Source organism: Janthinobacterium sp. GL_088, assembly GCF_057837845.1.
This window is the reverse complement of the sequence record NZ_CM174453.1, coordinates 2953837-2977844: the sequence shown is the minus strand read 5'-3', so window position 1 is coordinate 2977844 and position 24008 is coordinate 2953837. Positions and strand designations below refer to the sequence as shown.

The following is a 24008-nucleotide window of genomic DNA, read 5'->3' as shown; positions in this document are numbered from 1 at the left end:
AGTATTGCGCGCCACATCGCCGCTATAATGCGTTTTCACCATTGTTCCCATCACCCCGTCAAAGGCTTCCCATCGTGTCTGACCGTCTTGCCGTTTTGCCTCAATATCTGCTGCCCAAGGGAGCGCTGACCAATTTTGCCGGCCGTGTCGCCGGTGCCAAGGGCGGCGCCATGACGACGCGTTTGATCCGCTGGTTCGTCGGCCGCTACAACGTCAACATGGATGAGGCGCTGGACCCGGACATCACGCACTACACGAGCTTCAACGACTTTTTCACGCGCGCGCTGCGCCCGGACGCCCGTCCGCTGGCCCAGGCCGACTACGTCTGCCCCGTCGATGGACGCATCAGCCAGTTCGGCAGCATCGACAAGGACCAGATCTTCCAGGCCAAGGGCCACAACTTCAGCACGACGGCCCTGGTCGGCGGCGATGCGGCCCTGGCGGCCCAGTTCGAACACGGCAGCTTCGCCAATCTGTACCTGAGCCCGCGCGACTACCACCGCATCCACATGCCCTGCGATGGCCGTCTGACGCGCATGATTTATGTTCCCGGTGAATTGTTCTCCGTCAACCCGACGACGGCGCGCGGCATTCCCGGCCTGTTCGCCCGCAACGAGCGCGTCGTCTGCGTGTTCGATACGGCCAACGGTCCCTTCGTCATGACCCTGGTAGGCGCCACCATCGTCGGCAGCATGGCCACCGTCTGGCACGGCGTCGTCAACCCACCCCGCACAGGCCAGATACGCGACTGGAGCTATGCGAACGACAATGTCGTGCTGAAACAGGGCGAAGAGCTGGGCCGCTTCCTGCTCGGCTCCACCGTCGTCATGCTGTTCCCGAAAGGCACAGTCGATTTCAATGCCGGCTGGCAGCCAGCCGGCCCCGTACAGCTGGGCGAAGTCATGGGCAACCGGCCTAAATAGATCAAGGCTCCGCGCCCTCCACTGACCTGTCAACGCCTGACAAAACCGTAGCGAGCGGAAGGGAGATGTGGCCGAGAAGCGCAACTGTACGAAGGTACAGTGAGCATCGCAGGCCATAGATCACGACGCGCAGTAGGTTTTGACAGCCGTTACTAAACAGGCGCGTCGGTTTGGTACATTTCCTCCATTAGGTCGAGAAACGCGCGCGTCTTGGCCGGCATCAAGCGCCGGCCGGGAAACACGGCCCAGCCCGTGACCAGCGGAAAACTCCACTCGGGCAGCACGCGCACCAATTCCCCCGTCGCCACATACGGCTTGGCAAAGCGGTCCGTGCTGGCCGCAATGCCCACGCCCGTGCAGGCCATACGCACCAGCAATTCCGGCGAATTGGCCAGCAGGCGCACGGGCAGATCGCGCTCCCACGTCGTCTTGCCGCGGATCAAAGTCCAATGCACGAGGCCATGTACGGCCCGTGGCAAGCTCAATAAATCGTGGCCATACAAATCGTCGGGATGCTCGGGCAAGCCGTGCACGCTCGTGTATTGCGGCGAGGCATACAGCGCCAGAGTGCTGAAGGCCACGCGGCGCGCGGCCAGGCTGGCGTCATCGGGCAAATTGCCCATGCGGATGGCCAGGTCGAAATTTTCTTCCAGTAAATCCACCCGGCGCGCCGACAAGTCCAGTTCCAGAGAAATGGCGGGATAGCGGCGCACGAACTCGGCCAGCACCTGACGCATCAGGGTGTCACCGAAATCGGCCGGCATGGAAATGCGCAGCAAGCCGCTGGGTCCTGCCTGGCGGTGCTGCGCCAGGGCGCCAGCCGCCTCCGTTTCTTCCACCACCTTGCGCGCATGCTCGAGCAGGCTGGCGCCGAACTCCGTCAGCGCCAGCTTGCGCGTGGTGCGCAGCAACAGCCGTTCGCCCAATTTCGCTTCCAGCAGCGAGATGCGGCGCGACAAGGTCGACTTGGGCAAGTCCACGCGCACGGCGGCACGACTGAAACTGCCGCACTCGACGACGCGGGCGAACAGCAGCAAATCTCCGGGATCGATATTCATACGCTACCTTTACGCTCAATTGTTCCATGAGTGGATTAATGTTATCCATTTTAACGGCTTCCGCATCAATTTTGGAATTGCTATAGTTCATCCATCGCAAGACACCTCACAACGGAGAAACAAGATGAACATCCTGCAAATCAATTCCAGCGCCCGCAGCACCGGCTCCGCATCGACCCGTTTGGCTGACGCCATCGCTAGCCGCGTACAAACGGCCAACCCTGGCGCCGCCCTCGTCCGCCGCGACTTGGCTGCCGCACCACACCCCGTGCTCGACGAGCCGACCCTGCAAGCGCTGTTCACGCCAGCGGACAAGCGCACGCCGGAGCAGGCGGCCCGCATCGCCCTGGACGACGCGCTGATTGCGCAAGTGCAAGCGGCTGACGTGATCGTCATCGGCGCGCCGATGTACAACTTCGGTATCACCGTGCAACTGAAAAGCTGGTTCGACGCGATTGCCCGCGCCAACGTCACCTTCAAGTACACGGAAAACGGCCCTGTTGGCCTGCTGACCGGCAAGAAAGTCTACGTGGGCCTGTCCCGCGGCGGCTTGCACCGCGACAGCGCCAACGATAGCCAGGTGCCTTACCTGAACACCATGTTCGGCTTCCTGGGCCTGACCGACGTGCAATACGTGTATTCGGAAGGCATGGGCATGGGCCCGGAAGCCGTGGCCAAGGCGCAAGCGCAAGCGGACGCCGAGATCAACGCCATCCTGGTGTGATCCCGATGTAATCCCAGCAGTGAAAGGGGCGGCGCACTGGCGCCGTCCTGGCCTAGAGGAGAAAGCAATGAGCGACATCACCACCGTCAACAAGCCACGCGCCGTCGAGCGCGTGATCGCCGGCCAGGCCGTCATGGATGGTGCCGGCGTGAAGATCAACCGCGTGCTGACGCAGCAGCTGCAGCGCCGTCTCGACCCGTTTTTGATGCTCGACAATTTCGCCAGCGACAAGCCGAACGACTATATCGCCGGCTTCCCCGAGCATCCGCACCGCGGCTTCGAGACCGTGTCGTACATGATCACGGGGCGCATGCGCCACAAGGACAGCGCGGGCCACGAAGGCTTGCTGACCTCGGGCGGCGTGCAATGGATGACGGCCGGCAGCGGCGTGATCCACTCGGAAATGCCGGAGCAGGAAGAAGGCGTCATGGAAGGTTTTCAGCTGTGGTTGAACCTGCCCGCGCGCGACAAGATGCGCACGCCGTGGTACCGCGATTTCACCAGCAGTGAAATCCCCCGCTACACGACGGACGCGGGCGTGGCCGTGCAAGTGATCGCCGGCGCAAGCCATGGCGTGACGGGCGCCGTGCAGCGCGAGCTGACGGAACCGCTGTACCTCGACATCGACTTGCCGGCCGGCAGCAGCTTCGAGCAGCCCTTGCCGCCAGGCCATAACGCTTTCATCTACACCTTCCGTGGCGAAGTGCAGGTCGACGGCAAGGCCGTGCCCGCACTGCGCATGGCGATCTTCGCCAACACGCCGGGCAGCGATGGCGTGCGCATCGAGGCGCCGCAAGGCGGCCGCGTAATCCTCGTCGCCGGCCAGCCCTTGAACGAACCCATCGCGCAATATGGCCCGTTTGTCATGAATACCCAGGCGGAAGTATTCCAGGCCGTGCAGGATTTCCGCGAAGGTAAGTTTGGCGAGACGGCAGTACAGTAAAATTGTTTGTTCCAGGTAAAACCTGCAGCGCCTCCGGGCCTGCAGGTTTTTTTACGTGCCGACTATGTTGTTGCTTTTCAATTACACTGACGGCAACATCATTCCACAAAGCATTCCATGCAGCCGACGCACACCGAACACGACGCCACCCATTTGCACGCCCACCTGAAAGGCGACGCCAAGCACACCCACTCGTTCGAGGGACGCAGCCAGAGCATCCTCGCGTGGGCGCTGGGCCTGACCCTGTCGTTTGCCGGCATCGAGGTGGCGGCCGGCTTCCTGTCCAATTCGCTGGCCCTGATTTCCGACGCGGGCCACATGGTCACGGACGCGGCAGCGCTGGGCCTGGCACTGCTGGCGCAGCTCATCGCGCGCCGCCCGCCCTCGCCGCGCCATTCGTTCGGCTTTGGCCGCGCCGAAGCGCTGGCCGCCTTCGTCAACGGCCTGGCCATGCTGTGCGTGGTGGGCTGGATCTGCTATGAAGCTGCGCTGCGCTTTTCCTCCCCGCAACCCGTCAAGGGCGGCATGGTCTTCATCGTCGCCTTTATCGGCCTGGCGATCAACGTGGTGGTGGCGTGGGTATTGTCGAAAGACAAGCAAAGCGTCAACACGCGCGCCGCCCTCGTGCATGTGATGGGCGACTTGCTCGGCTCGGTCGCCGCCATCGTCGCCGGCGCCGTCATTTACTTTACGGGCTGGATGCAGATCGACCCGCTGCTGTCCGTGCTGGTCTCCCTGCTGATCCTGAAATCCACGTTCGGCGTGCTGCGCGAGTCGTACCACTTCCTGATGGAAGGCGTGCCCATGCATATCGACTACATTCAGGTGGGCGCGGACGTGGAGCAAGTGGACGGCGTGATTGCCGTGCACGACCTGCATGTGTGGGACATGTCGCCCGGCCAGCCGGCCCTGATCGGCCACGTGGAAATCGAGCACCTCGACCATTGGCCGAAGGTATTGCGGGCGATCAAGAAGATGTTATTGAGTAAGCATGGCATCGACCATATTACTCTGCAGCCTGAGACGGCGGCGATGGCGGGGTTGCATCAGGGTGACAAAACCCACTAGCAAGGACTGGGGTCAGACCCCCGGCCACGTTAGCGCAGAGCTCTGCGTTAGCGGGCTTGAGGGTCTGACCCCAAGATACACTAACTTCTGCGTGCCTCTAACACGCCACTGACATCCTTGATCACATTCAGCGCCTTCAACAACTGCGCCGTCGAGCTGATCTCGGCCGTAAAGGTCATGCGGGCCTGGCCCTTGGCGCTTTGGGTGTTGACGCCAATCACGTTGATCTTTTCGCGCGAAAAGATTTCGGAGATGTCGCGCAGCAAGCCCTGGCGGTCGCCTGCCAGAATGAAGATATCGACCGGATACACGGTATCGTGTCCGCCCGTGCTGCCCCATTCCGTGAAGATCACCCGTTCGGGCGACTTGGCGCGCATTTCCTCGAAGTTTTTACACGTGGCGCGGTGGATCGACACGCCCTTGCCACGCGTGACGAAGCCGACGATGCTGTCCGGCGGCGCCGGCTTGCAGCATTTGGCCAGCACCGTCATCAAGCCTTCGGTGCCCACCACCAGCACGCCCGACTTGGCGCCCTGCTCCACGCTGGATGCGCGGCTCTTGCCGACCAGCACGGCGTCTTCCGGCACCACCACTTCGCCATTGTCGTGCAGCGCCTGCTCCACGTGACGCAGGCTGAATTCATCCTTGCCGACCGACAGGAACAGCTCGTCGACTTTCGCAAAGCCCAGCTTTTGCGCCAGCGCTTCGAGGTTGACGGCTGTCTTGCCTTCGCGCTGCAAGGACTTTTCCACCAGCGCGCGGCCATGGGCCAGGGTTTCCTGCATGTCGATGGCATGGAACCAAGCACGAATTTTCGAGCGCGTGCGCGTGCTGACGGCGTAGCCGGCGCTGAGCCAGTCGCGCGACGGCCCGGCCGTGCCCGGTGCGCCCTTGGCCGTGATGATTTCGCAGGTCTGGCCGTTTTTCAGTTGCGTATTCAGGGGCACCATGATGCCGTCGACCTTGGCACCGCGGCAGCGGTGGCCCACGTCCGTGTGCAGGTGATACGCAAAATCGACGGGCGTGGCGCCCACGGGCAATTCCAGCACGCGCGCTTGCGGCGTCATGACGAAGATGCGGTCGTCCAGGGTGGCCGATTTGAGTTTTTCCACCCATTCGCGCTGGATTTCTTCCTGGCCCACGACGGCGTCGGCCACTTCCGTTTTCCAGGCCAGCAACTGGCGCAGCCAGGCGATCTTTTCGTCGTATTTCTGGCCGGCAAAATTCGAACCGCCCTCTTCCTTGTAGCGCCAGTGCGCAGCCACGCCGTATTCGGCAAAGCTGTGCATTTCATTCGTGCGGATTTGCACTTCCAGCGGCCGGCCATCCTCGGCCGTCACCACCGTGTGCAGCGACTGGTAACCGTTCGGTTTCGGCCGCGAAATGTAATCGTCGAATTCTTTCGGGATGGGGGTCCAGATATTGTGGACCACGCCCAGCACCGTGTAGCAAGTTTTCACGTCGGCAACGATGACGCGGAAGGCGCGCACATCGTACAGGGCCGTGAAATCGAGTTCCTTGCCGCGCATCTTGTTCCAGATGCTGTAAATGTGTTTCGGGCGGCCAAATACTTCCGCCTGGATACCGGCCGAAGCCAGTTCCGTCTGCAGGCGCAAAATCGCCGAGGAAACAAAGCCCTCGCGCATCATGCGCTTTTCTTCCAGCATCTTGGCGATGCGTTTATACGCTTCCGGCTCGATGAAGCGGAACGACAAGTCTTCCAACTCCCACTTCAGCTGCCAGATGCCGAGGCGGTTGGCCAGCGGTGCGTACAGGTCCAGGGTTTCCTTGCCGTACTCGCGCGTCATTTCATTGAACAGTTTTAGTTCGGCAAAGTAACGCAAGGTCGTCACGCAAGAAGCCAGGCGCACCAGCACGACACGCATGTCGGAAGCCATCGCCAGCAACATCTTGCGCAAGGTTTCCACCTGGGCCACGGCTTGCTGCGCCGCATTCTTGCCGCGCCCGCCAGCGCTGCCGTGCTGCGCCTGGGTCAGCGCGCGCAAGCGGATCAGCTGGCGCACGCCTGTTGCCAGGTCGCACACCTGCTTGCCGAAGCGGGGCTCGATATCGGCCGCCGTATCCGGCTCCAGCAGGGTCAGCTCGAACATCAGGCCGGCGATGCGCGTTTCCGCATCGCTGCGCAGGAAAGCCAGCGTGGTGGCCACGCCGACGGCGAAGTCCAGCGCGGAGCGGCCGGCAAAGGTCAGCTTGTCGCCATATGCTTCGGTGGCATACGCGAACGCGTCCAGCACGCGCGCGCTGTCCGGCGCGCTCAAGCCCTCTACCAGTTGTTCCGAGGTGACGCTATTCGGGGCCGAGATGGAAACCATGTGATACCTTTAAACTTAATAACCCAACAACTTGATGACTTAACGCTCTGCAGCGATGATGACGATTTCCACCAGGCAAGCCGGATTGGCCAGCTTCGCTTCCACCGTGGCGCGCGGCGGCGTGTGGCTTGACGCGACCCAGTCGTCCCATACTTCATTCATGCCGGGAAAATCCTTCATGTCGGCGATGTAGATCTGGCACGACAGGATGCAAGTCTTGTCGCTGCCCGCTTCCATCAGCAAACGGTCGACGTGGCCGAGCACTTCGCGCGTCTGGCCGACGATGCCTTGCGTGGTGTCTTCGGCGATCTGGCCAGCCAGGTAGATGGTGTTGTTGTGAATGGCTACTTCGGAGAGGCGTTTGCCTACGTGCAGTCGTGTAATTTCCATGCTTCTTCTTTCGGTTGTTTCAAAATCTGTACAGCGTTACTGATTATTACTTGCCCAGCAAAAACTTGCGCGCGATGGCGATCTGGTCGTCGTGCACGAAAGTGGGCGCATGGCCTACGCCGGCGATTTCCACCAGCTCCGCCTTCGGGCCGCGGCCCAGCATGCGCGTGGCCGTTTCATGCGACAGCAAATCGGATTCCGAGCCGCGCACCAGCAAGGTGGGGCAGCGTACGGCATCATACGCGGCCCACAGCATGGCTTCATCGCTGGCCGCCGATTCCGGCGTGGCCGAGCGGAACGGCATGGCCAGTCCCATATCATAGTGGCGGCGCCAGTGGCCATCCTTATCCTGGCGCAACACATCCACCGCCAGTTTATGCCATTCCGCGTCCGTGTGCGGGCCGAAGCTGGCGGACACGTCGCGCACAAACCTGGCGCCCTGCTCGAAGGTTTCGAAACGCAGGTCCTGGCCGATGTAGTCGCCGATGCGCTGCAAGGCTTCGGGCGCCAGCGTCGGGCCGATATCGTTCAGCACTAGCTTGCTAATCGGGCTGTTGGGCAATGATGCCAGGCCCAGGCCGATCAAGCCGCCCATCGAGGTGCCGAACCAGTCCACCGTCTGGCGCTCGCCGTTGGCCAGCACGCGCGCCAGCAGGGTCACCATGTCGCTCACATATTGCGGTACGCGGTAAAACTGCGGGTTGGCCAGCCAGCCCGAGCGCCCACGCCCCACCACGTCGGGGCAGATCACGCGGTAATCGCTGGCCATAGCGCGCGCCAGGTTGTCGAAGTCGTCCGCCACGCGCGTCACGCCGTGGGCGCAGACGAGCACGTTCGGATTATCGGCCGCGCCCCACTCTTTATACGACATGGTGTGCAAGCCTGCGGGGGAGATACATTGCACTGACTTGATGCTCGCTTCGATCATGCGATTCCTTATAACACCGGAGAAAACCTACTGCGCGTCGGTGTTTGCGGCCTGCGATGCTCACCGTACTTAAGTACGGTTGCGCTTCTCGGCCACAACTCCCTTCCGCTCGCTACGGTTTTATCCGGCGTCGTTATTTGGTAGTAAAAAATAAAGAAACCGGCGATTTGCCGGTTGCCTCGCGCGCGACGCTACGGCAGTGTAGCGCAGCGCGGGCAATGCTCCAAGCACACGCCTGAAATGCTGCGCCGCAGCACAGTGCCGGCACGTTCGCCATGGCGCAATACCCGATATAGCGAAAATGCATATCTGCGGTTATCCACAATTGAGCCGGCCTGGCAATGGGCGGATGATCGCAGCATCAACCCGCAAGAGGAGACCACTCGTGAAAAAACCATTCTATAAAATCCTGTACGTCCAGGTGCTGTTCGCCATCGTCGCTGGCGTACTGCTGGGGGTGTTCTACCCCTCGAACGCCGTCGACATGAAACCGCTGGGCGACGGCTTTATCAAACTGATCAAGATGATCATCGCCCCGGTGATCTTCTGTACCGTGGTCTCCGGCATCGCCGGCATGCAGGACGTGAAGAAAATCGGCCGCGTGGGCGGCAAGGCGCTGCTGTACTTCGAAGTGGTCTCCACCTTCGCGCTGGCCATCGGCTTGCTGGTGGCTAACATCCTCAAACCGGGCGCCGGCTTCAACGCCGATCCGGCCCACCTCGATGCCAAGTCCATCGCGCAATACACGCACGCCGAAGGCTTGACCACCGTCGACTTCCTGATGAATATCATACCGAAGACCTTCGTCGACGCCTTCGCCAAGGGCGACATCCTGCAAGTACTGTTGATCGCCATCCTGTTCGGCTTTTCGCTGTCCCTGCTGGGCGAGCGCGGCCGTCCGGTCACCAAGCTGATCGACGAACTGTCGCATGCCATCTTCGGCATGGTCAACATCATCATGAAAGTCGCTCCCATCGGCGCATTCGGTGCGATGGCCTTTACCATCGGTAAATACGGTCTGGCTTCGCTGATCCCGCTGGCGAAACTGATGGGTTCGTTCTACCTGACCTGCTTCCTGTTCGTCTTCGTCGTGCTGGGCCTGATCGCCAAGTACACGGGCTTCTCCATCGGCCGCTTCTTGCTGTACATCAAGGAAGAACTGCTGATCGTGCTCGGTACCAGCTCGTCGGAATCGGCCCTGCCGGCCCTGATGAAAAAACTCGAGCGCCTGGGTTGCTCCAAGCCAGTCGTCGGCCTGGTCGTGCCTACCGGCTACTCGTTCAACCTGGACGGCACCAACATCTACATGACCATGGCGGCCCTGTTCGTTGCGCAAGCCACGAACACGGAACTGACGATCTGGCAGGAACTGACCATCCTGGGCGTGGCGATGCTGACCTCGAAAGGCGCATCCGGCATCACGGGCGCCGGCTTCATCACTCTGGCTGCCACCCTGGCCGTGGTGCCGACGATTCCCGTGGCCGGCATGGCGCTGATCCTCGGTATCGACCGCTTCATGAGCGAATGCCGCGCGCTGACCAATTTTGTGGGCAACGGCGTGGCCACCATCGTCGTGTCGAAATGGGAAAAAGAACTGGACATGGACAAGCTGCATAGCGAGCTGGCCCATCCAACCCACCCGACCGACGACGCCTACGTTGCACCGACCGTGAATATCGTCAAGTAAGCAATACCTTACAGCGAGACATCCTCCTGAAAAGCCCCGCAGATCACTCTGCGGGGCTTTTTTCATGCGCGCAGACTGTTGTCAGCATCATCAACAAATAGTAAATCATGTATCAATATTTACTAGGATGATCAATAAATGAAAAACCATTACAGTACTGTCACCTGTTCGCCACCTGGCTCGCGCATAATGACATTGCGTTAATGCAAGCCTGACACCGAACCATCCTCACTTTTGAATGGAGTACGTCATGTCCCTCTCGCCCGCCTTCTACGCCACCTGGAACCCACGCCTGCTGGGCCTGCTGCGCATCATCCTCGGCTTTCTCTTCCTGCAACACGGCACGGCCAAGCTGTTCGGCGCGCCGCATGTGGCCATGTTCGACGGGCTGCAACTGTTTTCCGTGATGGGCGCGGCCGGCGTCATCGAGCTGGTCGGCGGCAGCTTGCTGCTGCTTGGCCTGTTCACCCGCCCCGTCGCCTTCATCCTGTCGGGCCAGATGGCGGCCGCCTACTTCATGGCGCATGCGCCCGCCGGCTTCCTGCCGATCCTGAACGGCGGCGAAATGGCCGTGATGTATTGCTTCACCTTCCTGTACTTTGCGGTAGCGGGCGCTGGCGCCTACAGCCTGGACGGCTTGCGCGGCAAGGCTGGCGCATAAAAAAGGGCGGACACCGCTGTCCGCCCTGCTTTCATACGACGATCCGCCTGGCTTACACGGCGGAGACGTCCAGTTCAGCGCCCGTGGCCGCCTGCACCTGCTCCTTGGTCACGCCCGGCGCCAGTTCCACCAGCTTCAGGCCGTTTTCCGTCACGTCGATCACGCCCAGGTCGCTGATGATGACGTCGACCACGCCCACGCCCGTCAGCGGCAAGTCGCACTGCTTGAGCAACTTGTGCGACGTCGTGCCATCCTTGGCCGTGGCCACGTGTTCCATCAGCACGACCACGCGCTTGACGCCGGCAACGAGGTCCATCGCGCCGCCCATGCCCTTGACCATCTTGCCTGGAATCATCCAGTTCGCCAGGTCGCCCTTTTCCGACACTTGCATGGCGCCCAGGATGGCCAGGTTGATCTTGCCGCCGCGGATCATGCCGAAGGAATCGGCCGAGCTGAAGTAGGCGGCGCCGGGCAAGGCCGTCACCGTCTGCTTGCCAGCGTTGATCAGGTCGGCATCGACTTCCGCGTCGGTGGGGAACGGGCCGATGCCCAATAAACCGTTTTCCGACTGCAGGAACACTTCGATATTTTCCGGCACATAATTCGCCACCAGGGTCGGCAAGCCGATGCCCAGGTTCACATAAAAGCCATCCTGCAATTCCTTTGCCGCGCGTGCGGCCATTTCATCTCTCGTCCAAGCCATGATTATCTCCGTATTCTTCTTTATGCTTCAGTGCGCACGGTGCGCTGCTCGATGCGTTTTTCCGGGTTCGCGTTGACCACGATGCGGTGCACGAAGATGCTCGGCGTGTGGACCTGGTCCGGGTCGATCTCGCCCACTTCGACCAGTTTTTCCACTTCGACGATGGTGATCTTGCCAGCCATGGCCACGTTCGGGTTGAAATTGCGCGCCGTCTTGCGGTAGACCAAATTGCCGGCGCGGTCGGCCATGTAGGCTTTGACCAGCGACACGTCGGCCACGAGGCTGCGTTCCATCACGTATTGCTCGCCGTCGAATTCGCGCAGCTCCTTGCCGTCGGCAACGATGGTGCCCACGCCCGTCTTGGTGAAGAAGGCGGGAATGCCGGCGCCGCCGGCGCGCAGTTTCTCGGCCAGGGTGCCTTGCGGCGTGAATTCCAGTTCCAGCTCGCCCGCCAGGTACTGGCGCGCGAATTCCTTGTTTTCGCCCACGTAGGAGGCGATCATTTTCTTGATCTGCCGCGTGGTCAGCAACTGGCCCAGGCCGAAGCCGTCCACGCCGGCGTTATTCGAAATGGCCGTCAAGCCCGTCACGCCCGAATCGCGCAAGGCGCCGATCAGGGCTTCGGGAATGCCGCACAGGCCGAAGCCGCCGACGGCGATGGTCTGGCCATCTTGGACGATACCGGCCAGCGCCGAGGCGGCGTCAGGATAAACTTTATTCATGGGTGTCCCTCTATCTTTTGTTAAGCTTTGGTCTTGAGTCCATGACTCAGGCAGCGACTCAGCATAAAATACGCGAGTGGAAAGTACAATACCGTAGAACTACCGGCGCCGTGCCAGCAATCCCCCTGTGAGAGTGATACGTATCAGATGAACGCCGCGTCAGCCATCGATTATGAAAGTATCTTCCTGCACGCGCCCGTGGGCATGTGCATGTCGGAAAACCGCATCATGCGCAGCTGCAACGAAGCGCTGGCGGCCATGTTCGGCTATGCGCGCGCCCAGCTGGACGACCAGTCGTTCGAAGTACTCTACCCCACGCACGACGAATTCCTGCGCACGGGTGACCGCATCATCCCCATCATGAACGCCAAAGGCCGCTATTCGGACGAGCGCATCATGCGCCGCAGTAATGGGGAATTGTTCTGGTGCCACGTCACGGGCCACGCCATGCTGCCGAAGGAACCGCTGGGGCCGGGCATCTGGACGTTCGAGGATGTCAGCGAGAAACGTCCCGTGACGGCGGAACTGACCCCGCGCGAGCGCGAAATCGCCGCCCTGCTGGTGGAAGGCAAGACCAGCAAGGTCATCGCCCGCCAGATCGACCTCAGCCCCCGCACGGTGGAAATGCACCGCGCCAAGCTGATGCGCAAGTTCGCCGCCTCGACGTCGTCGGAGCTGGTGCACAAGCTGGTGGGACTGCAGCTGCAGCGCTAAGGCTGCAGCGCAGGCTGGCGCCTTAGAAGGTACTCATGCCGCCGTCTGCGGAAATGATGGCGCCGTTAATAAAGTGCGAATCCTCGCCCGCCAGCAGCAGCAACAGGCCGTCGAGGTCTTCCGGCTTGCCCGGACGTTTATTCGGCAGCATTTCGATCAGCTTCTTGCCCTGCTCGGTGGCGAAGTAATCTTCGTTGATTTCCGTGGAAATATAGCCGGGACAGATGGCGTTCGTGTTGATGCCATATTTTCCCCATTCCACCGCCATGGCGCGCGTCATGTGCACCATGCCCGCCTTGCTCATGCAGTACACGCCGATCTGCGGCAGCACCTGCAAGCCCGCCATCGAAGCGATATTGATGATGCGGTGCTGTTTTTTCGGGTCGCCCTTGGCGCGCGCGATCATGCGCTTGGCCGTTTGCTGGGCCACGAAGAACGATCCGCGCAGGTTGGTGTCCATCACGAACGAGTAATCTTCGGGCGTCACGTCGACCAGGCGTTGCGTGGTGGAGACACCGGAATTGTTGACGAGGATATCGATGGGGCCCGCTTCCGTTTCCGCGTGCGCGATGGCCGACTTGATGCTGGCGAAGTCGGTCACGTCGAGCGAGACCACGTGCGCGGCACCGCCATCGGCTTCGATTTCGGCGCGCAACTCCTTCAGGCGCTCGGTGCGGCGCGACGCCAGCACGACCTGTGCGCCAGCCTGGGCCAGCACTTTCGCAAAGCGCGCGCCAAGGCCGCTCGATGCGCCGGTAATCAGGGCAATCTTGCCCTCGAAATTGACTTCTATGCCCACGAGCTACTCCTGTTTTATTTTAGATAACACTTTACGCCGTGCCGATGGCGCAGGGGCAAAATACCCTGCGCCGCACTTGAGCAAAGGTAAACGCCATCATTACACAAAATGGCCGGATTTAGATTGCGGCGAGGGGCAATGTCACGCAAAATGGCGCCAAAGTTGCAATCCTCGCCAAAAACAAGCACACTCGTGCTTAAATTTCTTCGAAGATTCCTCACCCACCCATTTAGTGACTATAAATCGAGACCATGACACAGCCTAATAACTTAGTTGAACAGTACGGACCGCGCGAAACCATGGAGTATGACGTGGTGATCGTCGGCGGTGGCCCCGCAGGCCTGGCCGCGGCGATCCGCCTGAAGCAGCTGGCCGCTGAAAAGAGCCAGGAAGTGTCCGTCTGCGTGCTGGAAAAAGGCGGCGAACTGGGCGCGCATATCCTGTCGGGCGCCATCATGGACCCGAAAGCGCTGACCGAGCTGATTCCGAACTGGAAAGAACTGGGCGCGCCCCTGAATACGGAAGTGACGGAAGACCGCATCCTGTTCCTGACCGAAACGAAAGCATATAAAACGCCAGGCTTCGCCGTGCCGGCCTGCTTTGAAAACCACGGCAATTACATCGTCTCGCTGGGCAATGTGGTGCGCTGGATGGGCCAGCAGGCGGAAAACCTGGGCGTGGAAATCTTCCCCGGCTTCCCCGCCGCGGAAATCCTCTACAACGACGACGGCTCCGTCAAAGGCGTGGCAACCGGCAACATGGGCGTCAAGCGCGACGGCGAACCGGGCCCCGACTTCCAGCTGGGCATGGAATTGCACGCCAAGTACACCCTGTTCGCCGAAGGCGCGCGCGGCCACCTGGGCAAGCAATTGATGGCCAAGTATGACTTGAACGCCGGCAAGGATCCCCAGTCATACGGCATCGGCATCAAGGAATTGTGGGAAATCGACCCGGCCCAGCACAAGCCGGGCCTGGTGATCCACTCGAGCGGCTGGCCGCTGGACACGAAAACCTACGGCGGCTCCTTCCTGTACCACCTGGAAAACAACCAGGTGATGGTCGGCTATGTGGTGGGCCTCAATTACGAGAATCCTTACCTGTCGCCGTACGAGGAATTCCAGCGCTATAAAACGCATCCTGAAATCCGCAAGTTCTTCGAAGGCGGCAAGCGCATTTCGTACGGCGCGCGCGCGATCGCGGCCGGCGGCCTGCAATCGCTGCCGAAACTGGTGTTTGCCGGCGGCGCGCTGATCGGCTGCGATGCGGGCTTCCTGAACATGAGCCGCATCAAGGGCAGCCACGCGGCCATCAAGAGCGGCATGCTGGCGGCGGACGCAGCCTTCGGCGCGCTGGGCGAACAGCGCCAGCACGACGAACTGACGAGCTATCCTGTTGCTTTCGAGAAATCGTGGCTGCATGAAGAGCTGCACGTGGCGCGCAACGTCAAGCCATGGCTGTCGAAGGGCCTGTACCTGGGCAGCCTGATGACGGGCATCGACCAGCTGATCTTCCGCGGCAAGGCGCCGTGGACCCTGCACCACTCGCATGGCGACCACGAATGCCTGAAACCGGCCGCCCAGTCGAAGAAGATCGTGTATCCGAAACCCGATGGCAAGCTGACTTTCGACAAGATGTCGTCCGTGTTCATTTCGAACACGAATCACGCGGAAGACCAGCCGATCCACCTGACCTTGAAGAACGCCAGCGTGCCCGTCGACGTCAACCTGGCCACGTATGCGGGTCCGGAAGCGCGTTACTGTCCCGCCGGCGTGTACGAGTTCGTGAAGAACGACGACGGCGCCGAACGCCTGCAGATCAATGCACAGAACTGCGTGCACTGTAAAACCTGCGACATCAAGGACCCGACGCAGAACATCGTCTGGGTGACACCGGAAGGCGGCGGCGGGCCGAACTATCCGAATATGTAACTGCAAGGCATCGCAGCACCGGCTGAGAATCGGCCAGAACAGCGCACTCCCGTCCGGCAGTGCGCTGTTTTTTGTCAGAAGGATCAGAATTGCCCGCACTTTGGACTAACTGCAACAGCAAGTGCGCATTCGGGCAGCGTGCGTCAACAAATTCCCCTCGGAAAGTTTCTCACGGGCACTGTCACCAGTTACAATTCCCGTTGCTAAACATTTCTGCCCGCCCCAGCCCATGCACCCGACCCTCCCTCCCGCAGTCTCCCCCGACACCGAATTACAGCTGGCCATCGCTGAACACCAGGCAGGGCGTTTTGCCGAGGCGGAAGAAATCTACCTGTCGATCCTGCAGGCCCATCCCTACCATGCCGTCGCCAACCACAACCTGGGTTTGCTGGCCGGGCAAGTAGGGCAGCATGTGGCCGGCTTGCCGTATTTACGCAAGGCGCTGTCCGTCGCCCCGGACGAGGGCCAGTTCTGGCTATCCTATGCGCAGGGCTTGCTGCAGGCGGGACAGCCCGACGAAGCGCTCGACATCGTCGACACCGCCATCGCCCGCGGACTCGACAATGCTGCCTCGCAAGCGCTGCGCCAGCAGGCGCAGGAGGCGGTCGCGCTGGCGGCCCTGTCGCCGTCGCAGCCGGAAATGGACCACATCGTGCAGTTGTACCAGGCGGGCCAGCATGAACAGATGGAAGCGGCCTGCCGGCAGTTGCTGGAAACCTATCCAGACTCGCCATTCGGCTGGAGCGTGCTGGGGACGGCCCTGCAGGTGCAAGGCAAAGATGCTCTGGCCACGCTGCAGCGGACGGTGGAACTGGCGCCGCACGATGCGCAGGCGCATGGGCACCTGGGCAATGCCTGGCAAACGGCCGGGAAACTGGATGCAGCCCGCGACTGCTATCTGCGGGCGCTCGAAATCGAGCCGGCGTTTGCCGAGGCCCACTGCAACCTCGGTAACCTGCTCCAGGCGGAAAACAGGCTGGACGAGGCTGTGGCGAGCTACCGCCGCGCCCTGGCCTTGAAGCCAGACTACGCGCTGGCGACGTTTAATCTGGGCAATGCGCTGCTGCGCCAGAAACAGTTTGGTGCCGCTGCCGACAGCTTTCGCGCGGCCACCCTTGCATTACCGGACGACGCCGAGGTGCATAACCGGCTGGGCCAGGCGCTGCACGAGAGCAGGAATGTACAGGACGCCGTGCGCAGCTTCCAGCGCGCGCTGCAGATCAAACCCGATTACCGGGTGGCACGGAACAATCTGGTCGCCGCCTACCTGGTGCTGAAACAGTATCAGGATGTATTGACGTGCCTGAACACGGCGCTGGAATCCGAGCCAGATGATGAAGAATTACATTTTCATTTGGGTAATATCATGCGCACCATGGGCAAAAGCAAGGAAGCGCTGGCCGCGTTCCGGCGCGCCCTGGAAATCAAGCCCGACTACGCAGCGGCAGAAATCAACCTGTGCTCGCTGCTCCACGCCGAAGGCCACTTGGAGGAAGCCATTGCCAGCGGCTATCGCGCCCGGACGGTGGCGTCGCATATTCCGGAGAGCCACAGCGGTCTGCTATTTTGCCTCAGCCATAGCGTCGATATCGATGCTCAAAGCCTGTTTGAGGAACACTGCCGCTTCGGCGAGGCCTTCGACCGGCCGTCCACGACCGCGACAGCGGAAGGCCACGTTTTCGGCAACGACAACGATCCCGCGCGGCGCATCAGGGTCGGCTTTGTCTCGGGCGACTTCAATTCGCACGTGGTGTCCAACTTCGTCGTGCCCGTGGTGGCGCACCTGAGCGCCAGCCCCGGCCTGAGCCTGTACGCCTACTACAACAATACGCTGGAAGACGCCGTCACGCAGCGCCTGCGCGGCTATTTCCCCCATTGGCAAAACATCATCGAGGTGAGCGACAGCAGCTTGCAGGAAAAGATCCGGGAAGACGGCATCGACATCCTGGTCGACCTGTCCAGCCATACGGCCTTCAACCGCCTGACGGCCTTTGGCCGCAAACTGGCGCCGATTCAGGTCAGCTGGATCGCCTATCCCGGCACAACGGGCCTGAAAACCATGGATTACTATCTGACCGATCCGCAATTCGACGTCGATGAAAAGTACTTCACGGAAAAAGTCGTGCTGCTGCCTGCCAGCGTACCCTTCCTGCCATCGTCCGACTCCCCGGAACTGGTCCGCGCACCAGCGCTGGGCAACGGCTACCTGACCTTCGGCAGTTTCAATCGGCTCAGCAAACTCAATCCAGGCGTCATCGCTCGCTGGGCAAAGCTGCTGCGGGCCCTTCCCGAAGCGAAAATGCATCTTGCCGCCATGCAAAAAGACAGCGATATCGCCACCTTGCAAGCCTGGTTCGCGCAGGAAGGCATCGCCGCCGACCGCCTGACCTTCCACGGCCGCACCCACTTGGGCGGCTATCTGGCCTTGCACCAGCAAATCGACATCTGCCTCGACACCTTCCCGTACACGGGCGGCACCACCACGCTGCACGCGCTATGGATGGGCGTGCCCACGCTGACGCTCAAGGGAACAAGCGTACCGAGCCATGCCGGTGCCTGCATCTTGCAGCATGTGGGTCTCGACGCCTTCATCACGACCGACGACGAGGATTTCGTCCGCAAGGGAATATTCTTATCTAGCAACATCATGCAGCTGGCCGTCCTGCGCGCAGACTTGCGCAACCGCATGCAAGTGTCGGCGCTGGCCGACTCGCGGGCCATTGCCCACAATATGGAAAAGGCGTTCCGCACCATGTGGCAGCGCTGGTGCAGCGGCTTGCCGCCGGCATCGTTCGCCATTGCGCCAGGCGACACCAGCAAGCAGGTGATGCCATCATGAGCGACAAGAAGCCGATTTACGTCACGCAGCCGCTCATGCCGGATTTGCAAGACTTCCTGCCATATCTGGAAGAGATCTGGAAAAATAAAATCCTCACCAACGGCGGCCCGTTCCACCAGCAACTGGAACAGGCGTTGTGCGACTATCTGGGCGTCAAGCACATCTGCCTGTTTACCAATGGGACGCTGGCACTGATCACGGCCCTGCAAGCGCTGCGCATCACCGGCGAAGTGATCACCACGCCCTACTCCTTCGTCGCCACCGCCCACTCGCTGCTCTGGAATGGCATCAAGCCCATTTTTGTCGATATCGACCCGCTGAGCCTGAATATGGATCCCGCCAGGATCGAGGCAGCCATCACGCCGCACACCACCGCCATCATGCCGGTGCACTGCTATGGCCGTCCCTGCGAGGTGGAACGCATCGAAAAAATCGCCGACAACTATGGCTTGAAAGTCATCTACGACGCGGCGCATGCGTTCGGCGTGCGCCACAAGGGCAGCAGCGTGCTCAATTGCGGCGACCTGTCCGTGCTGAGTTTTCACGCCACGAAAATTTTCAATACCTTTGAAGGTGGCGCGATCGTCTGCCCCGACGCCAAGACCAAGCAGCGCATCGACCATCTGAAAAATTTCGGCTTCGTCGACGAAGTGACGGTGGTGGCACCCGGCATCAACGGCAAGATGAGCGAGATCAACGCCGCATTCGGCCTGCTGCAATTGAAGGGCATCGACGCGGCACGGCTGCAGCGGCGCGCCATCGATGCCCGTTACCGGGAACGGCTGGCGGCCATCGCCGGCATCGACTGCCTGCCGGCTGGCGAAGAGGAATCGGCCAACCATTCCTACTTCCCCATTCTCGTCAAGGAAGCCTACGGCACCAGCCGCGACGCACTGTTCCAGCTGCTGCGGGACCAGGATATCTACGCGCGCCGCTATTTCTATCCGCTCATCAGCGACTTCCCCATGTACCGCAGCATGCCGACCGCCGCCCACAGCAATCTGCCGAACGCGCTGCAGGCATCGCGGCAAATCATCTGCCTGCCCATCTATCCCGGCCTGGGCCTCGATCAGGTCGATGCCATCTGCGCCATCATCGAGCGGCATGCACAGGCCGGCCTGATTCCATGAATATTTCCACAGACACCGACTTTTTCGGCACCATCGACGACCATCGCTGGGCGGCACAATTTACCGTGCTGTCCTACAAGGACGGTGGACAGACCCTGATACCGCATGGCTTTTTCCGTAACTGGCTGGGCAATGAGCCGGACTTCGGGCAATTTACCATCGGCCGCTGTTCCGGCATCGGCATCGGTTCGCAAGCCAAATACGATTCGACCGAGCAGCACCTGCAAATCGGGCGCTACGTTTCCGGCGGCGCGAATCTGCGCTTCATCCTCAACGGCCAGCACGACATGCGCACCATTTCGACGTATCTTCTGGCATTGGGCGGCATGGGCCTGGAAAACAGCCCGATTCCCCAATATGCCGATACGGTCATCAAGAACGATGTGTGGATCGGCGACGAGGCGATGATATTGGGCGGCGCGGTCATCGAGAATGGCTGCGTCATCGGTGCGCGCACGCTGGTGCCGCCCAATTTCCGCAGCGAACCCTACGGCATTTACGCAGGGACGCCCGCGCGCCTGCTGCGCTTCCGCTTCAGCGAGGAAGTGCGCGCAGCCCTGCTGGCGCTAGCCTGGTGGGAACTGCCGCTGAGCTGGATACGCGAGAATAACGCGCATTTCCTGCAAAACATGACGGCCGACGACGGCGAGGCGCTGCGCGTCATTGCCGAACTGGCAGAAAGCAAGCGCCGCCACCTGGAAGCCGGCGCCGGCGCCGCACACCCGCACAAGGATGACCATGTCTGAACTTTTCAATCCCGGCTATTACACCGAAGAAGACTTGCACGGCGCGGGGTTTCGCAGCCTCGGCCACAACGTGCGCATCGCCAGGAACTGCGTCATCATCGGCATCGACAATATCGCGATCGGCAACAACGTGCGCATCGATGGCTACAGCACCCTGGTGGCGGCAGGTGGCCATATCCGCATCGGCAGCTACGTTCACATTGGCGGCGGCTGCTTTCTCTCCGGCGGCGCAGGCATCACGCTGGAAGACTACGCCGGCTTGTCGCAAGGCGTGCGCCTGTACAGCAAGACCGATGATTACAGCGGGGCCAGCATGACCAACCCCACCGTGCCGGCGGAATTTACAAACTGCAAAAGCGGCGCCATCCACCTGGGCAGGCACGTCATCATCGGCTCGGGCAGCGTGGTGCTGCCCGGCGCACAGCTTGGCGAAGGCGTCGCCGTTGGCGCGCTCAGCCTGGTCACCAAGTCGCTGCAGGCATGGGGAATCTATGCGGGCACACCGGCGAAGCGGATCAAAAGCCGCGACCAGGGTTTGTTAATTGCAGAAGAGCAATTGCGCGCACGCGATGCGATAAAAAATAGTTAAAAGTATTTTTTTAGATATTATTTCCACAGAAACTAAAAATCACGGCAGATTCAGGGCAAGATAAAAAATATTTCCATGTAGCATTTAATGCATAAGTAAAAATGGCCGCCTTGTGCTTGTGAGAGCAGAAAAATAGCGCGTCTCGCTGAATATATCCTACAGGAGCAATACAATGCTGAGCCTTCACACCAATAACGCATCGTTGTCCGCACAAAACTCGATCGCCAAGACCCAATCGCAGCTGTCGACCTCGATGACCCGCCTGTCGACCGGCTATCGCATCAACTCGGCAATGGACGACGCTGCCGGCCTGCAGATCGCTACCCGCCTGAAAGCACAGACCAGCGGCATGACGGTCGCCATGAGCAACACGCAAAACAGCACCTCGATGCTGCAAACGGCTGAAGGCGCGTTCGGCGAAGTCACCAACATGCTGGTGCGCATGAAAGATCTGGCCACGCAAGCTGCCGATGCTTCGTCGAACACGGCCGACAAGGACGCCATGCAAGCCGAATACGACGCACTGGGCCTGGAATTGTCCAACGTGATGAACAACACCACGTTCGGCGGCCAAGCTCTGCTGACCGGCGGCACCATCGCCAGCGCCATGACGTTCCAAATCGGCGCCGCGAAATCGGAAACGATGACCATCAACCTGTCCACCTCGATGGGCAGCGTTGCCACCGCACTGGGTTCGGCCACCGCCAACTTCACCGGCACCGCTGGCGGCACGGAACTGAAAACCCTGGCCAACACGGCCATCGGTAGCCTGGTCTCGGCCATCGACAGCATCGGCGTGGTACGTTCCGCACTGGGCGCCGCCGCCAACCGCCTCGACCACGTCAACAGCAACCTGTCGAACATCTCGACCAACACCAAGGCCGCTACCGGCCGCATCATGGACGTTGACTTCGCCACCGAAAGCTCGAACATGACGTCGTCGCAAATGCTGCTGCAAGCCGGCACCGCGATGCTGAAACAAAGCAACAGCATGTCCTCGATGGTCATGTCCCTGCTGCAATAATCACCGGCGCCTGGCGCCATATGAAAGCCCCGGCAAGCGATTGCCGGGGCTTTTTTCATGGCGGCGCGCCAGATAAAAAATTTCCATGTGGAATTTAATGAAAGGCGCTTCCCTGTCGCCTTGTAGGGGTGAGGGCAAGAAATTACCTGCCGCTCGAAGAATTCACTTACCAGGAGCAATACAATGCTGAGCCTTCACACCAACAACGCATCGCTGTCCGCACAGAACTCGATCGCCAAGACCCAATCGCAACTGTCGACCTCGATGACCCGCCTGTCCACCGGCTACCGCATCAACTCGGCAATGGACGACGCTGCCGGCCTGCAGATCGCTACCCGCCTGAAAGCACAGACCAGCGGCATGACGGTCGCCATGAGCAACACGCAAAACAGCACCTCGATGCTGCAAACGGCTGAAGGCGCGTTCGGCGAAGTCACCAACATGCTGGTGCGCATGAAAGATCTGGCTACGCAAGCTGCCGATGCCTCGTCGAACACGGCCGACAAGGACGCCATGCAAGCCGAATACGACGCACTGGGTCTGGAATTGTCCAACGTGATGAAAAACACCACGTTCGGCGGCCAAGCTCTGCTGACCGGCGGCACCATCGCCAGCGCCATGACGTTCCAGATCGGCGCCGCGAAATCGGAAACGATGAGCATCAACCTGTCCACCTCGATGGGTAGCGTCACCGCCGCACTGGGTTCGGCCAGCGCCAACTTCGGCGCCGCCGGCCTGGGCACCGAACTGACCGCCAGCGCCAACGCCGCCATCGGCAGCCTGGTCTCGGCCATCGACAGCATCGGCGTGGTACGTTCCGCACTGGGCGCCGCCGCCAACCGCCTCGACCACGTCAACAGCAACCTGTCGAACATCTCGACCAACACCAAGGCCGCTACCGGCCGCATCATGGACGTCGACTTCGCCACCGAAAGCTCGAACATGACGTCGTCGCAAATGCTGCTGCAAGCCGGCACCGCGATGCTGAAACAAAGCAACAGCATGTCCTCGATGGTCATGTCCCTGCTGCAATAATCACCGGCGCCTGGCGCCACATGAAAGCCCCGGCAAGCGATTGCCGGGGCTTTTTTCATGGCGGCGCGTCAGATAAAAAATTTCCATGTGGAATTTAATGAAAGGCGCTCCCCTGTCGCCTTGTAGGGGTGAGGGCAAGAAATTACCTGCCGCTCGAAGAATTCACTTACCAGGAGCAATACAATGCTGAGCCTTCACACCAACAACGCATCGCTGTCCGCACAGAACTCGATCGCCAAGACCCAATCGCAACTGTCGACCTCGATGACCCGCCTGTCCACCGGCTACCGCATCAACTCGGCAATGGACGACGCTGCCGGCCTGCAGATCGCTACCCGCCTGAAAGCACAGACCAGCGGCATGACGGTCGCCATGAGCAATACGCAAAACAGCACCTCGATGCTGCAAACGGCTGAAGGCGCATTCGGCGAAGTCACCAACATGCTGGTGCGCATGAAAGATCTGGCTACGCAAGCAGCCGATGCCTCGTCGAACACGGCCGACAAGACCGCCATGCAAGCCGAATATGACGCGCTGGGCCTGGAACTGTACAACGTGATGACCAATACCACGTTCGGCGGCCAGAATCTGCTGGGCGATGGCACGACTGGCAAGGGCACTCTGTCGGAAGCCAAGATGACCTTCCAGATCGGCGCCGCCAAGTCGGAAACCATGGACTTCACCGTGCAAGCAGGCATGGTCACGCTGGACACCGCGCTGAAAGGCTTGTCCGCCAACAACTTCAAGGCTACCAGCGGCGGCGTCGGCACGGAACTGACCGGCACGGCAAACGCCACGATCGACCTGCTGAAAAATGCCATCGACAATGTCGGCACGATCCGCTCGTCCCTGGGCGCCGCCGCCAACCGCCTCGACCACGTCAACAGCAACCTGTCGAACATCGCCACCAACACCAAGGCCGCTACCGGCCGCATCATGGACGTTGATTTCGCCACCGAAAGCTCGAACATGACGTCGTCGCAAATGCTGCTGCAAGCCGGCACCGCGATGCTGAAACAAAGCAACAGCATGTCCTCGATGGTCATGTCCTTGCTGCAATAATC

Annotated in this window: 22 protein-coding genes; 15 read left to right on the top strand and 7 right to left on the bottom strand. The window is 60.8% G+C overall.

What is annotated here, in order from left to right:
* The first annotated feature begins 74 nt into the window (after nt 1-74).
* Nucleotides 75-923: an archaetidylserine decarboxylase gene (asd, locus tag AC3IQ7_RS13640; RefSeq protein ID WP_099379896.1), complete on the top strand. Its 849-nt coding sequence runs from the start codon at nt 75-77 to the stop codon at nt 921-923.
* A gap of 152 nt (nt 924-1075) precedes the next feature.
* On the opposite strand, the gene AC3IQ7_RS13635 is transcribed toward asd, so the two are convergent.
* Nucleotides 1076-1981, bottom strand: coding sequence for a LysR family transcriptional regulator (locus AC3IQ7_RS13635; protein WP_099379897.1), 906 nt, complete (start codon nt 1979-1981; stop codon nt 1076-1078).
* Between the two features lie 124 nt (nt 1982-2105).
* On the opposite strand from AC3IQ7_RS13635, the gene AC3IQ7_RS13630 reads away from it, so the two are divergent.
* From AC3IQ7_RS13630 to AC3IQ7_RS13620, 3 genes are all read left to right on the top strand, one after another.
* Nucleotides 2106-2705 carry an FMN-dependent NADH-azoreductase gene (locus AC3IQ7_RS13630; RefSeq protein WP_489210098.1) on the top strand — a complete coding sequence of 200 codons (600 nt, stop codon included), beginning with the start codon at nt 2106-2108 and terminating at the stop codon, nt 2703-2705.
* A gap of 67 nt (nt 2706-2772) precedes the next feature.
* A complete protein-coding gene (locus AC3IQ7_RS13625; RefSeq protein ID WP_070279226.1) occupies nt 2773-3648 on the top strand; it encodes a pirin family protein in 876 nt (291 codons plus the stop codon).
* A gap of 117 nt (nt 3649-3765) precedes the next feature.
* The gene (locus AC3IQ7_RS13620) at nt 3766-4716 is read left to right on the top strand and encodes a cation diffusion facilitator family transporter (protein ID WP_099379900.1); all 951 of its coding nucleotides are present in this window, start codon (nt 3766-3768) and stop codon (nt 4714-4716) included.
* 80 nt (nt 4717-4796) lie between these two features.
* Here AC3IQ7_RS13620 and AC3IQ7_RS13615 read toward each other — a convergent pair whose 3' ends face one another.
* From AC3IQ7_RS13615 to AC3IQ7_RS13605, 3 genes are read right to left on the bottom strand one after another with little or no spacing between them, the layout of a single operon-like run.
* Nucleotides 4797-7049, bottom strand: coding sequence for a RelA/SpoT family protein (locus AC3IQ7_RS13615; protein ID WP_099379901.1), 2253 nt, complete (start codon nt 7047-7049; stop codon nt 4797-4799).
* Between the two features lie 39 nt (nt 7050-7088).
* Nucleotides 7089-7439: a RidA family protein gene (locus tag AC3IQ7_RS13610; protein WP_099379902.1), complete on the bottom strand. Its 351-nt coding sequence runs from the start codon at nt 7437-7439 to the stop codon at nt 7089-7091.
* Nucleotides 7440-7485: 46 nt separating this feature from the next.
* On the bottom strand, nt 7486-8367 hold the full coding sequence (locus tag AC3IQ7_RS13605) for an alpha/beta fold hydrolase (RefSeq protein WP_099379903.1): 882 nt from the start codon (nt 8365-8367) through the stop codon (nt 7486-7488).
* Between the two features lie 349 nt (nt 8368-8716).
* Between AC3IQ7_RS13605 and AC3IQ7_RS13600 the strand changes: the two genes are divergently transcribed.
* Nucleotides 8717-10054 (top strand): dicarboxylate/amino acid:cation symporter, encoded by a 1338-nt coding sequence (locus tag AC3IQ7_RS13600; RefSeq protein WP_489210094.1) that lies wholly within the window; start codon nt 8717-8719, stop codon nt 10052-10054.
* Nucleotides 10055-10304: 250 nt separating this feature from the next.
* Entirely contained in the window at nt 10305-10715 is a 411-nt protein-coding gene (locus AC3IQ7_RS13595) for a DoxX family protein (protein WP_489210092.1), read from the top strand.
* A 52-nt stretch (nt 10716-10767) separates the two neighbouring features.
* On the opposite strand, the gene AC3IQ7_RS13590 is transcribed toward AC3IQ7_RS13595, so the two are convergent.
* On the bottom strand, nt 10768-11418 hold the full coding sequence (locus AC3IQ7_RS13590) for a CoA transferase subunit B (RefSeq protein WP_035818065.1): 651 nt from the start codon (nt 11416-11418) through the stop codon (nt 10768-10770).
* Nucleotides 11419-11438: 20 nt separating this feature from the next.
* Entirely contained in the window at nt 11439-12140 is a 702-nt protein-coding gene (locus AC3IQ7_RS13585) for a CoA transferase subunit A (RefSeq protein WP_034784215.1), read from the bottom strand.
* A gap of 147 nt (nt 12141-12287) precedes the next feature.
* Between AC3IQ7_RS13585 and AC3IQ7_RS13580 the strand changes: the two genes are divergently transcribed.
* Nucleotides 12288-12854: a LuxR C-terminal-related transcriptional regulator gene (locus AC3IQ7_RS13580; protein WP_046684925.1), complete on the top strand. Its 567-nt coding sequence runs from the start codon at nt 12288-12290 to the stop codon at nt 12852-12854.
* A 22-nt stretch (nt 12855-12876) separates the two neighbouring features.
* On the opposite strand, the gene AC3IQ7_RS13575 is transcribed toward AC3IQ7_RS13580, so the two are convergent.
* Nucleotides 12877-13653, bottom strand: a complete 777-nt coding sequence (locus AC3IQ7_RS13575) for an SDR family oxidoreductase (protein WP_034752351.1) — start codon at nt 13651-13653, stop codon at nt 12877-12879.
* 251 nt (nt 13654-13904) lie between these two features.
* Between AC3IQ7_RS13575 and AC3IQ7_RS13570 the strand changes: the two genes are divergently transcribed.
* The 8 genes from AC3IQ7_RS13570 to AC3IQ7_RS13535 all read left to right on the top strand — a co-directional run bounded on the left by AC3IQ7_RS13570 (nt 13905) and on the right by AC3IQ7_RS13535 (nt 24006).
* Nucleotides 13905-15581 carry an electron transfer flavoprotein-ubiquinone oxidoreductase gene (locus AC3IQ7_RS13570; RefSeq protein ID WP_175444538.1) on the top strand — a complete coding sequence of 559 codons (1677 nt, stop codon included), beginning with the start codon at nt 13905-13907 and terminating at the stop codon, nt 15579-15581.
* A gap of 229 nt (nt 15582-15810) precedes the next feature.
* Nucleotides 15811-18420 (top strand): tetratricopeptide repeat protein, encoded by a 2610-nt coding sequence (locus AC3IQ7_RS13565; protein ID WP_489210088.1) that lies wholly within the window; start codon nt 15811-15813, stop codon nt 18418-18420.
* Entirely contained in the window at nt 18417-19550 is a 1134-nt protein-coding gene (locus AC3IQ7_RS13560) for a DegT/DnrJ/EryC1/StrS family aminotransferase (RefSeq protein ID WP_489210086.1), read from the top strand. Before AC3IQ7_RS13565 ends, AC3IQ7_RS13560 begins: the two co-directional genes overlap by 4 nt.
* A complete protein-coding gene (locus AC3IQ7_RS13555) occupies nt 19547-20296 on the top strand; it encodes a CatB-related O-acetyltransferase (RefSeq protein WP_489210084.1) in 750 nt (249 codons plus the stop codon). The genes AC3IQ7_RS13560 and AC3IQ7_RS13555 overlap by 4 nt, the downstream gene beginning before the upstream one ends.
* Complete coding sequence (locus tag AC3IQ7_RS13550; RefSeq protein WP_489210082.1) at nt 20289-20885, top strand: acyltransferase; 597 nt, start codon at nt 20289-20291, stop codon at nt 20883-20885. The genes AC3IQ7_RS13555 and AC3IQ7_RS13550 overlap by 8 nt, the downstream gene beginning before the upstream one ends.
* 172 nt (nt 20886-21057) lie before the next feature.
* A complete protein-coding gene (locus AC3IQ7_RS13545; RefSeq protein ID WP_099664377.1) occupies nt 21058-21909 on the top strand; it encodes a flagellin N-terminal helical domain-containing protein in 852 nt (283 codons plus the stop codon).
* Between the two features lie 183 nt (nt 21910-22092).
* Entirely contained in the window at nt 22093-22944 is an 852-nt protein-coding gene (locus AC3IQ7_RS13540; RefSeq protein ID WP_099411527.1) for a flagellin N-terminal helical domain-containing protein, read from the top strand.
* Nucleotides 22945-23127: 183 nt separating this feature from the next.
* A complete protein-coding gene (locus AC3IQ7_RS13535; RefSeq protein WP_489210079.1) occupies nt 23128-24006 on the top strand; it encodes a flagellin N-terminal helical domain-containing protein in 879 nt (292 codons plus the stop codon).
* Nucleotides 24007-24008: the final 2 nt, after the last annotated feature.

Bases quoted from the DNA above. Each gene is read 5' to 3' on its own strand.
- AC3IQ7_RS13590 (WP_035818065.1), bottom strand. From the start codon at position 11,418: ATGGCTTGGACGAGAGATGAAATGGCCGCACGCGCGGCAAAGGAATTG.
- AC3IQ7_RS13595 (WP_489210092.1), top strand. From the start codon at position 10,305: ATGTCCCTCTCGCCCGCCTTCTACGCCACCTGGAACCCACGCCTGCTG.
- AC3IQ7_RS13605 (WP_099379903.1), bottom strand. From the start codon at position 8,367: ATGATCGAAGCGAGCATCAAGTCAGTGCAATGTATCTCCCCCGCAGGC.
- AC3IQ7_RS13585 (WP_034784215.1), bottom strand. From the start codon at position 12,140: ATGAATAAAGTTTATCCTGACGCCGCCTCGGCGCTGGCCGGTATCGTC.
- AC3IQ7_RS13565 (WP_489210088.1), top strand. From the start codon at position 15,811: ATGCACCCGACCCTCCCTCCCGCAGTCTCCCCCGACACCGAATTACAG.
- AC3IQ7_RS13610 (WP_099379902.1), bottom strand. From the start codon at position 7,439: ATGGAAATTACACGACTGCACGTAGGCAAACGCCTCTCCGAAGTAGCC.
- AC3IQ7_RS13555 (WP_489210084.1), top strand. From the start codon at position 19,547: ATGAATATTTCCACAGACACCGACTTTTTCGGCACCATCGACGACCAT.
- AC3IQ7_RS13600 (WP_489210094.1), top strand. From the start codon at position 8,717: ATGATCGCAGCATCAACCCGCAAGAGGAGACCACTCGTGAAAAAACCA.
- AC3IQ7_RS13570 (WP_175444538.1), top strand. From the start codon at position 13,905: ATGACACAGCCTAATAACTTAGTTGAACAGTACGGACCGCGCGAAACC.
- AC3IQ7_RS13545 (WP_099664377.1), top strand. From the start codon at position 21,058: ATGCTGAGCCTTCACACCAATAACGCATCGTTGTCCGCACAAAACTCG.
- AC3IQ7_RS13625 (WP_070279226.1), top strand. From the start codon at position 2,773: ATGAGCGACATCACCACCGTCAACAAGCCACGCGCCGTCGAGCGCGTG.
- AC3IQ7_RS13620 (WP_099379900.1), top strand. From the start codon at position 3,766: ATGCAGCCGACGCACACCGAACACGACGCCACCCATTTGCACGCCCAC.
- AC3IQ7_RS13615 (WP_099379901.1), bottom strand. From the start codon at position 7,049: ATGGTTTCCATCTCGGCCCCGAATAGCGTCACCTCGGAACAACTGGTA.
- AC3IQ7_RS13550 (WP_489210082.1), top strand. From the start codon at position 20,289: ATGTCTGAACTTTTCAATCCCGGCTATTACACCGAAGAAGACTTGCAC.
- AC3IQ7_RS13560 (WP_489210086.1), top strand. From the start codon at position 18,417: ATGAGCGACAAGAAGCCGATTTACGTCACGCAGCCGCTCATGCCGGAT.
- AC3IQ7_RS13630 (WP_489210098.1), top strand. From the start codon at position 2,106: ATGAACATCCTGCAAATCAATTCCAGCGCCCGCAGCACCGGCTCCGCA.
- AC3IQ7_RS13635 (WP_099379897.1), bottom strand. From the start codon at position 1,981: ATGAATATCGATCCCGGAGATTTGCTGCTGTTCGCCCGCGTCGTCGAG.
- AC3IQ7_RS13540 (WP_099411527.1), top strand. From the start codon at position 22,093: ATGCTGAGCCTTCACACCAACAACGCATCGCTGTCCGCACAGAACTCG.
- AC3IQ7_RS13535 (WP_489210079.1), top strand. From the start codon at position 23,128: ATGCTGAGCCTTCACACCAACAACGCATCGCTGTCCGCACAGAACTCG.
- AC3IQ7_RS13580 (WP_046684925.1), top strand. From the start codon at position 12,288: ATGAACGCCGCGTCAGCCATCGATTATGAAAGTATCTTCCTGCACGCG.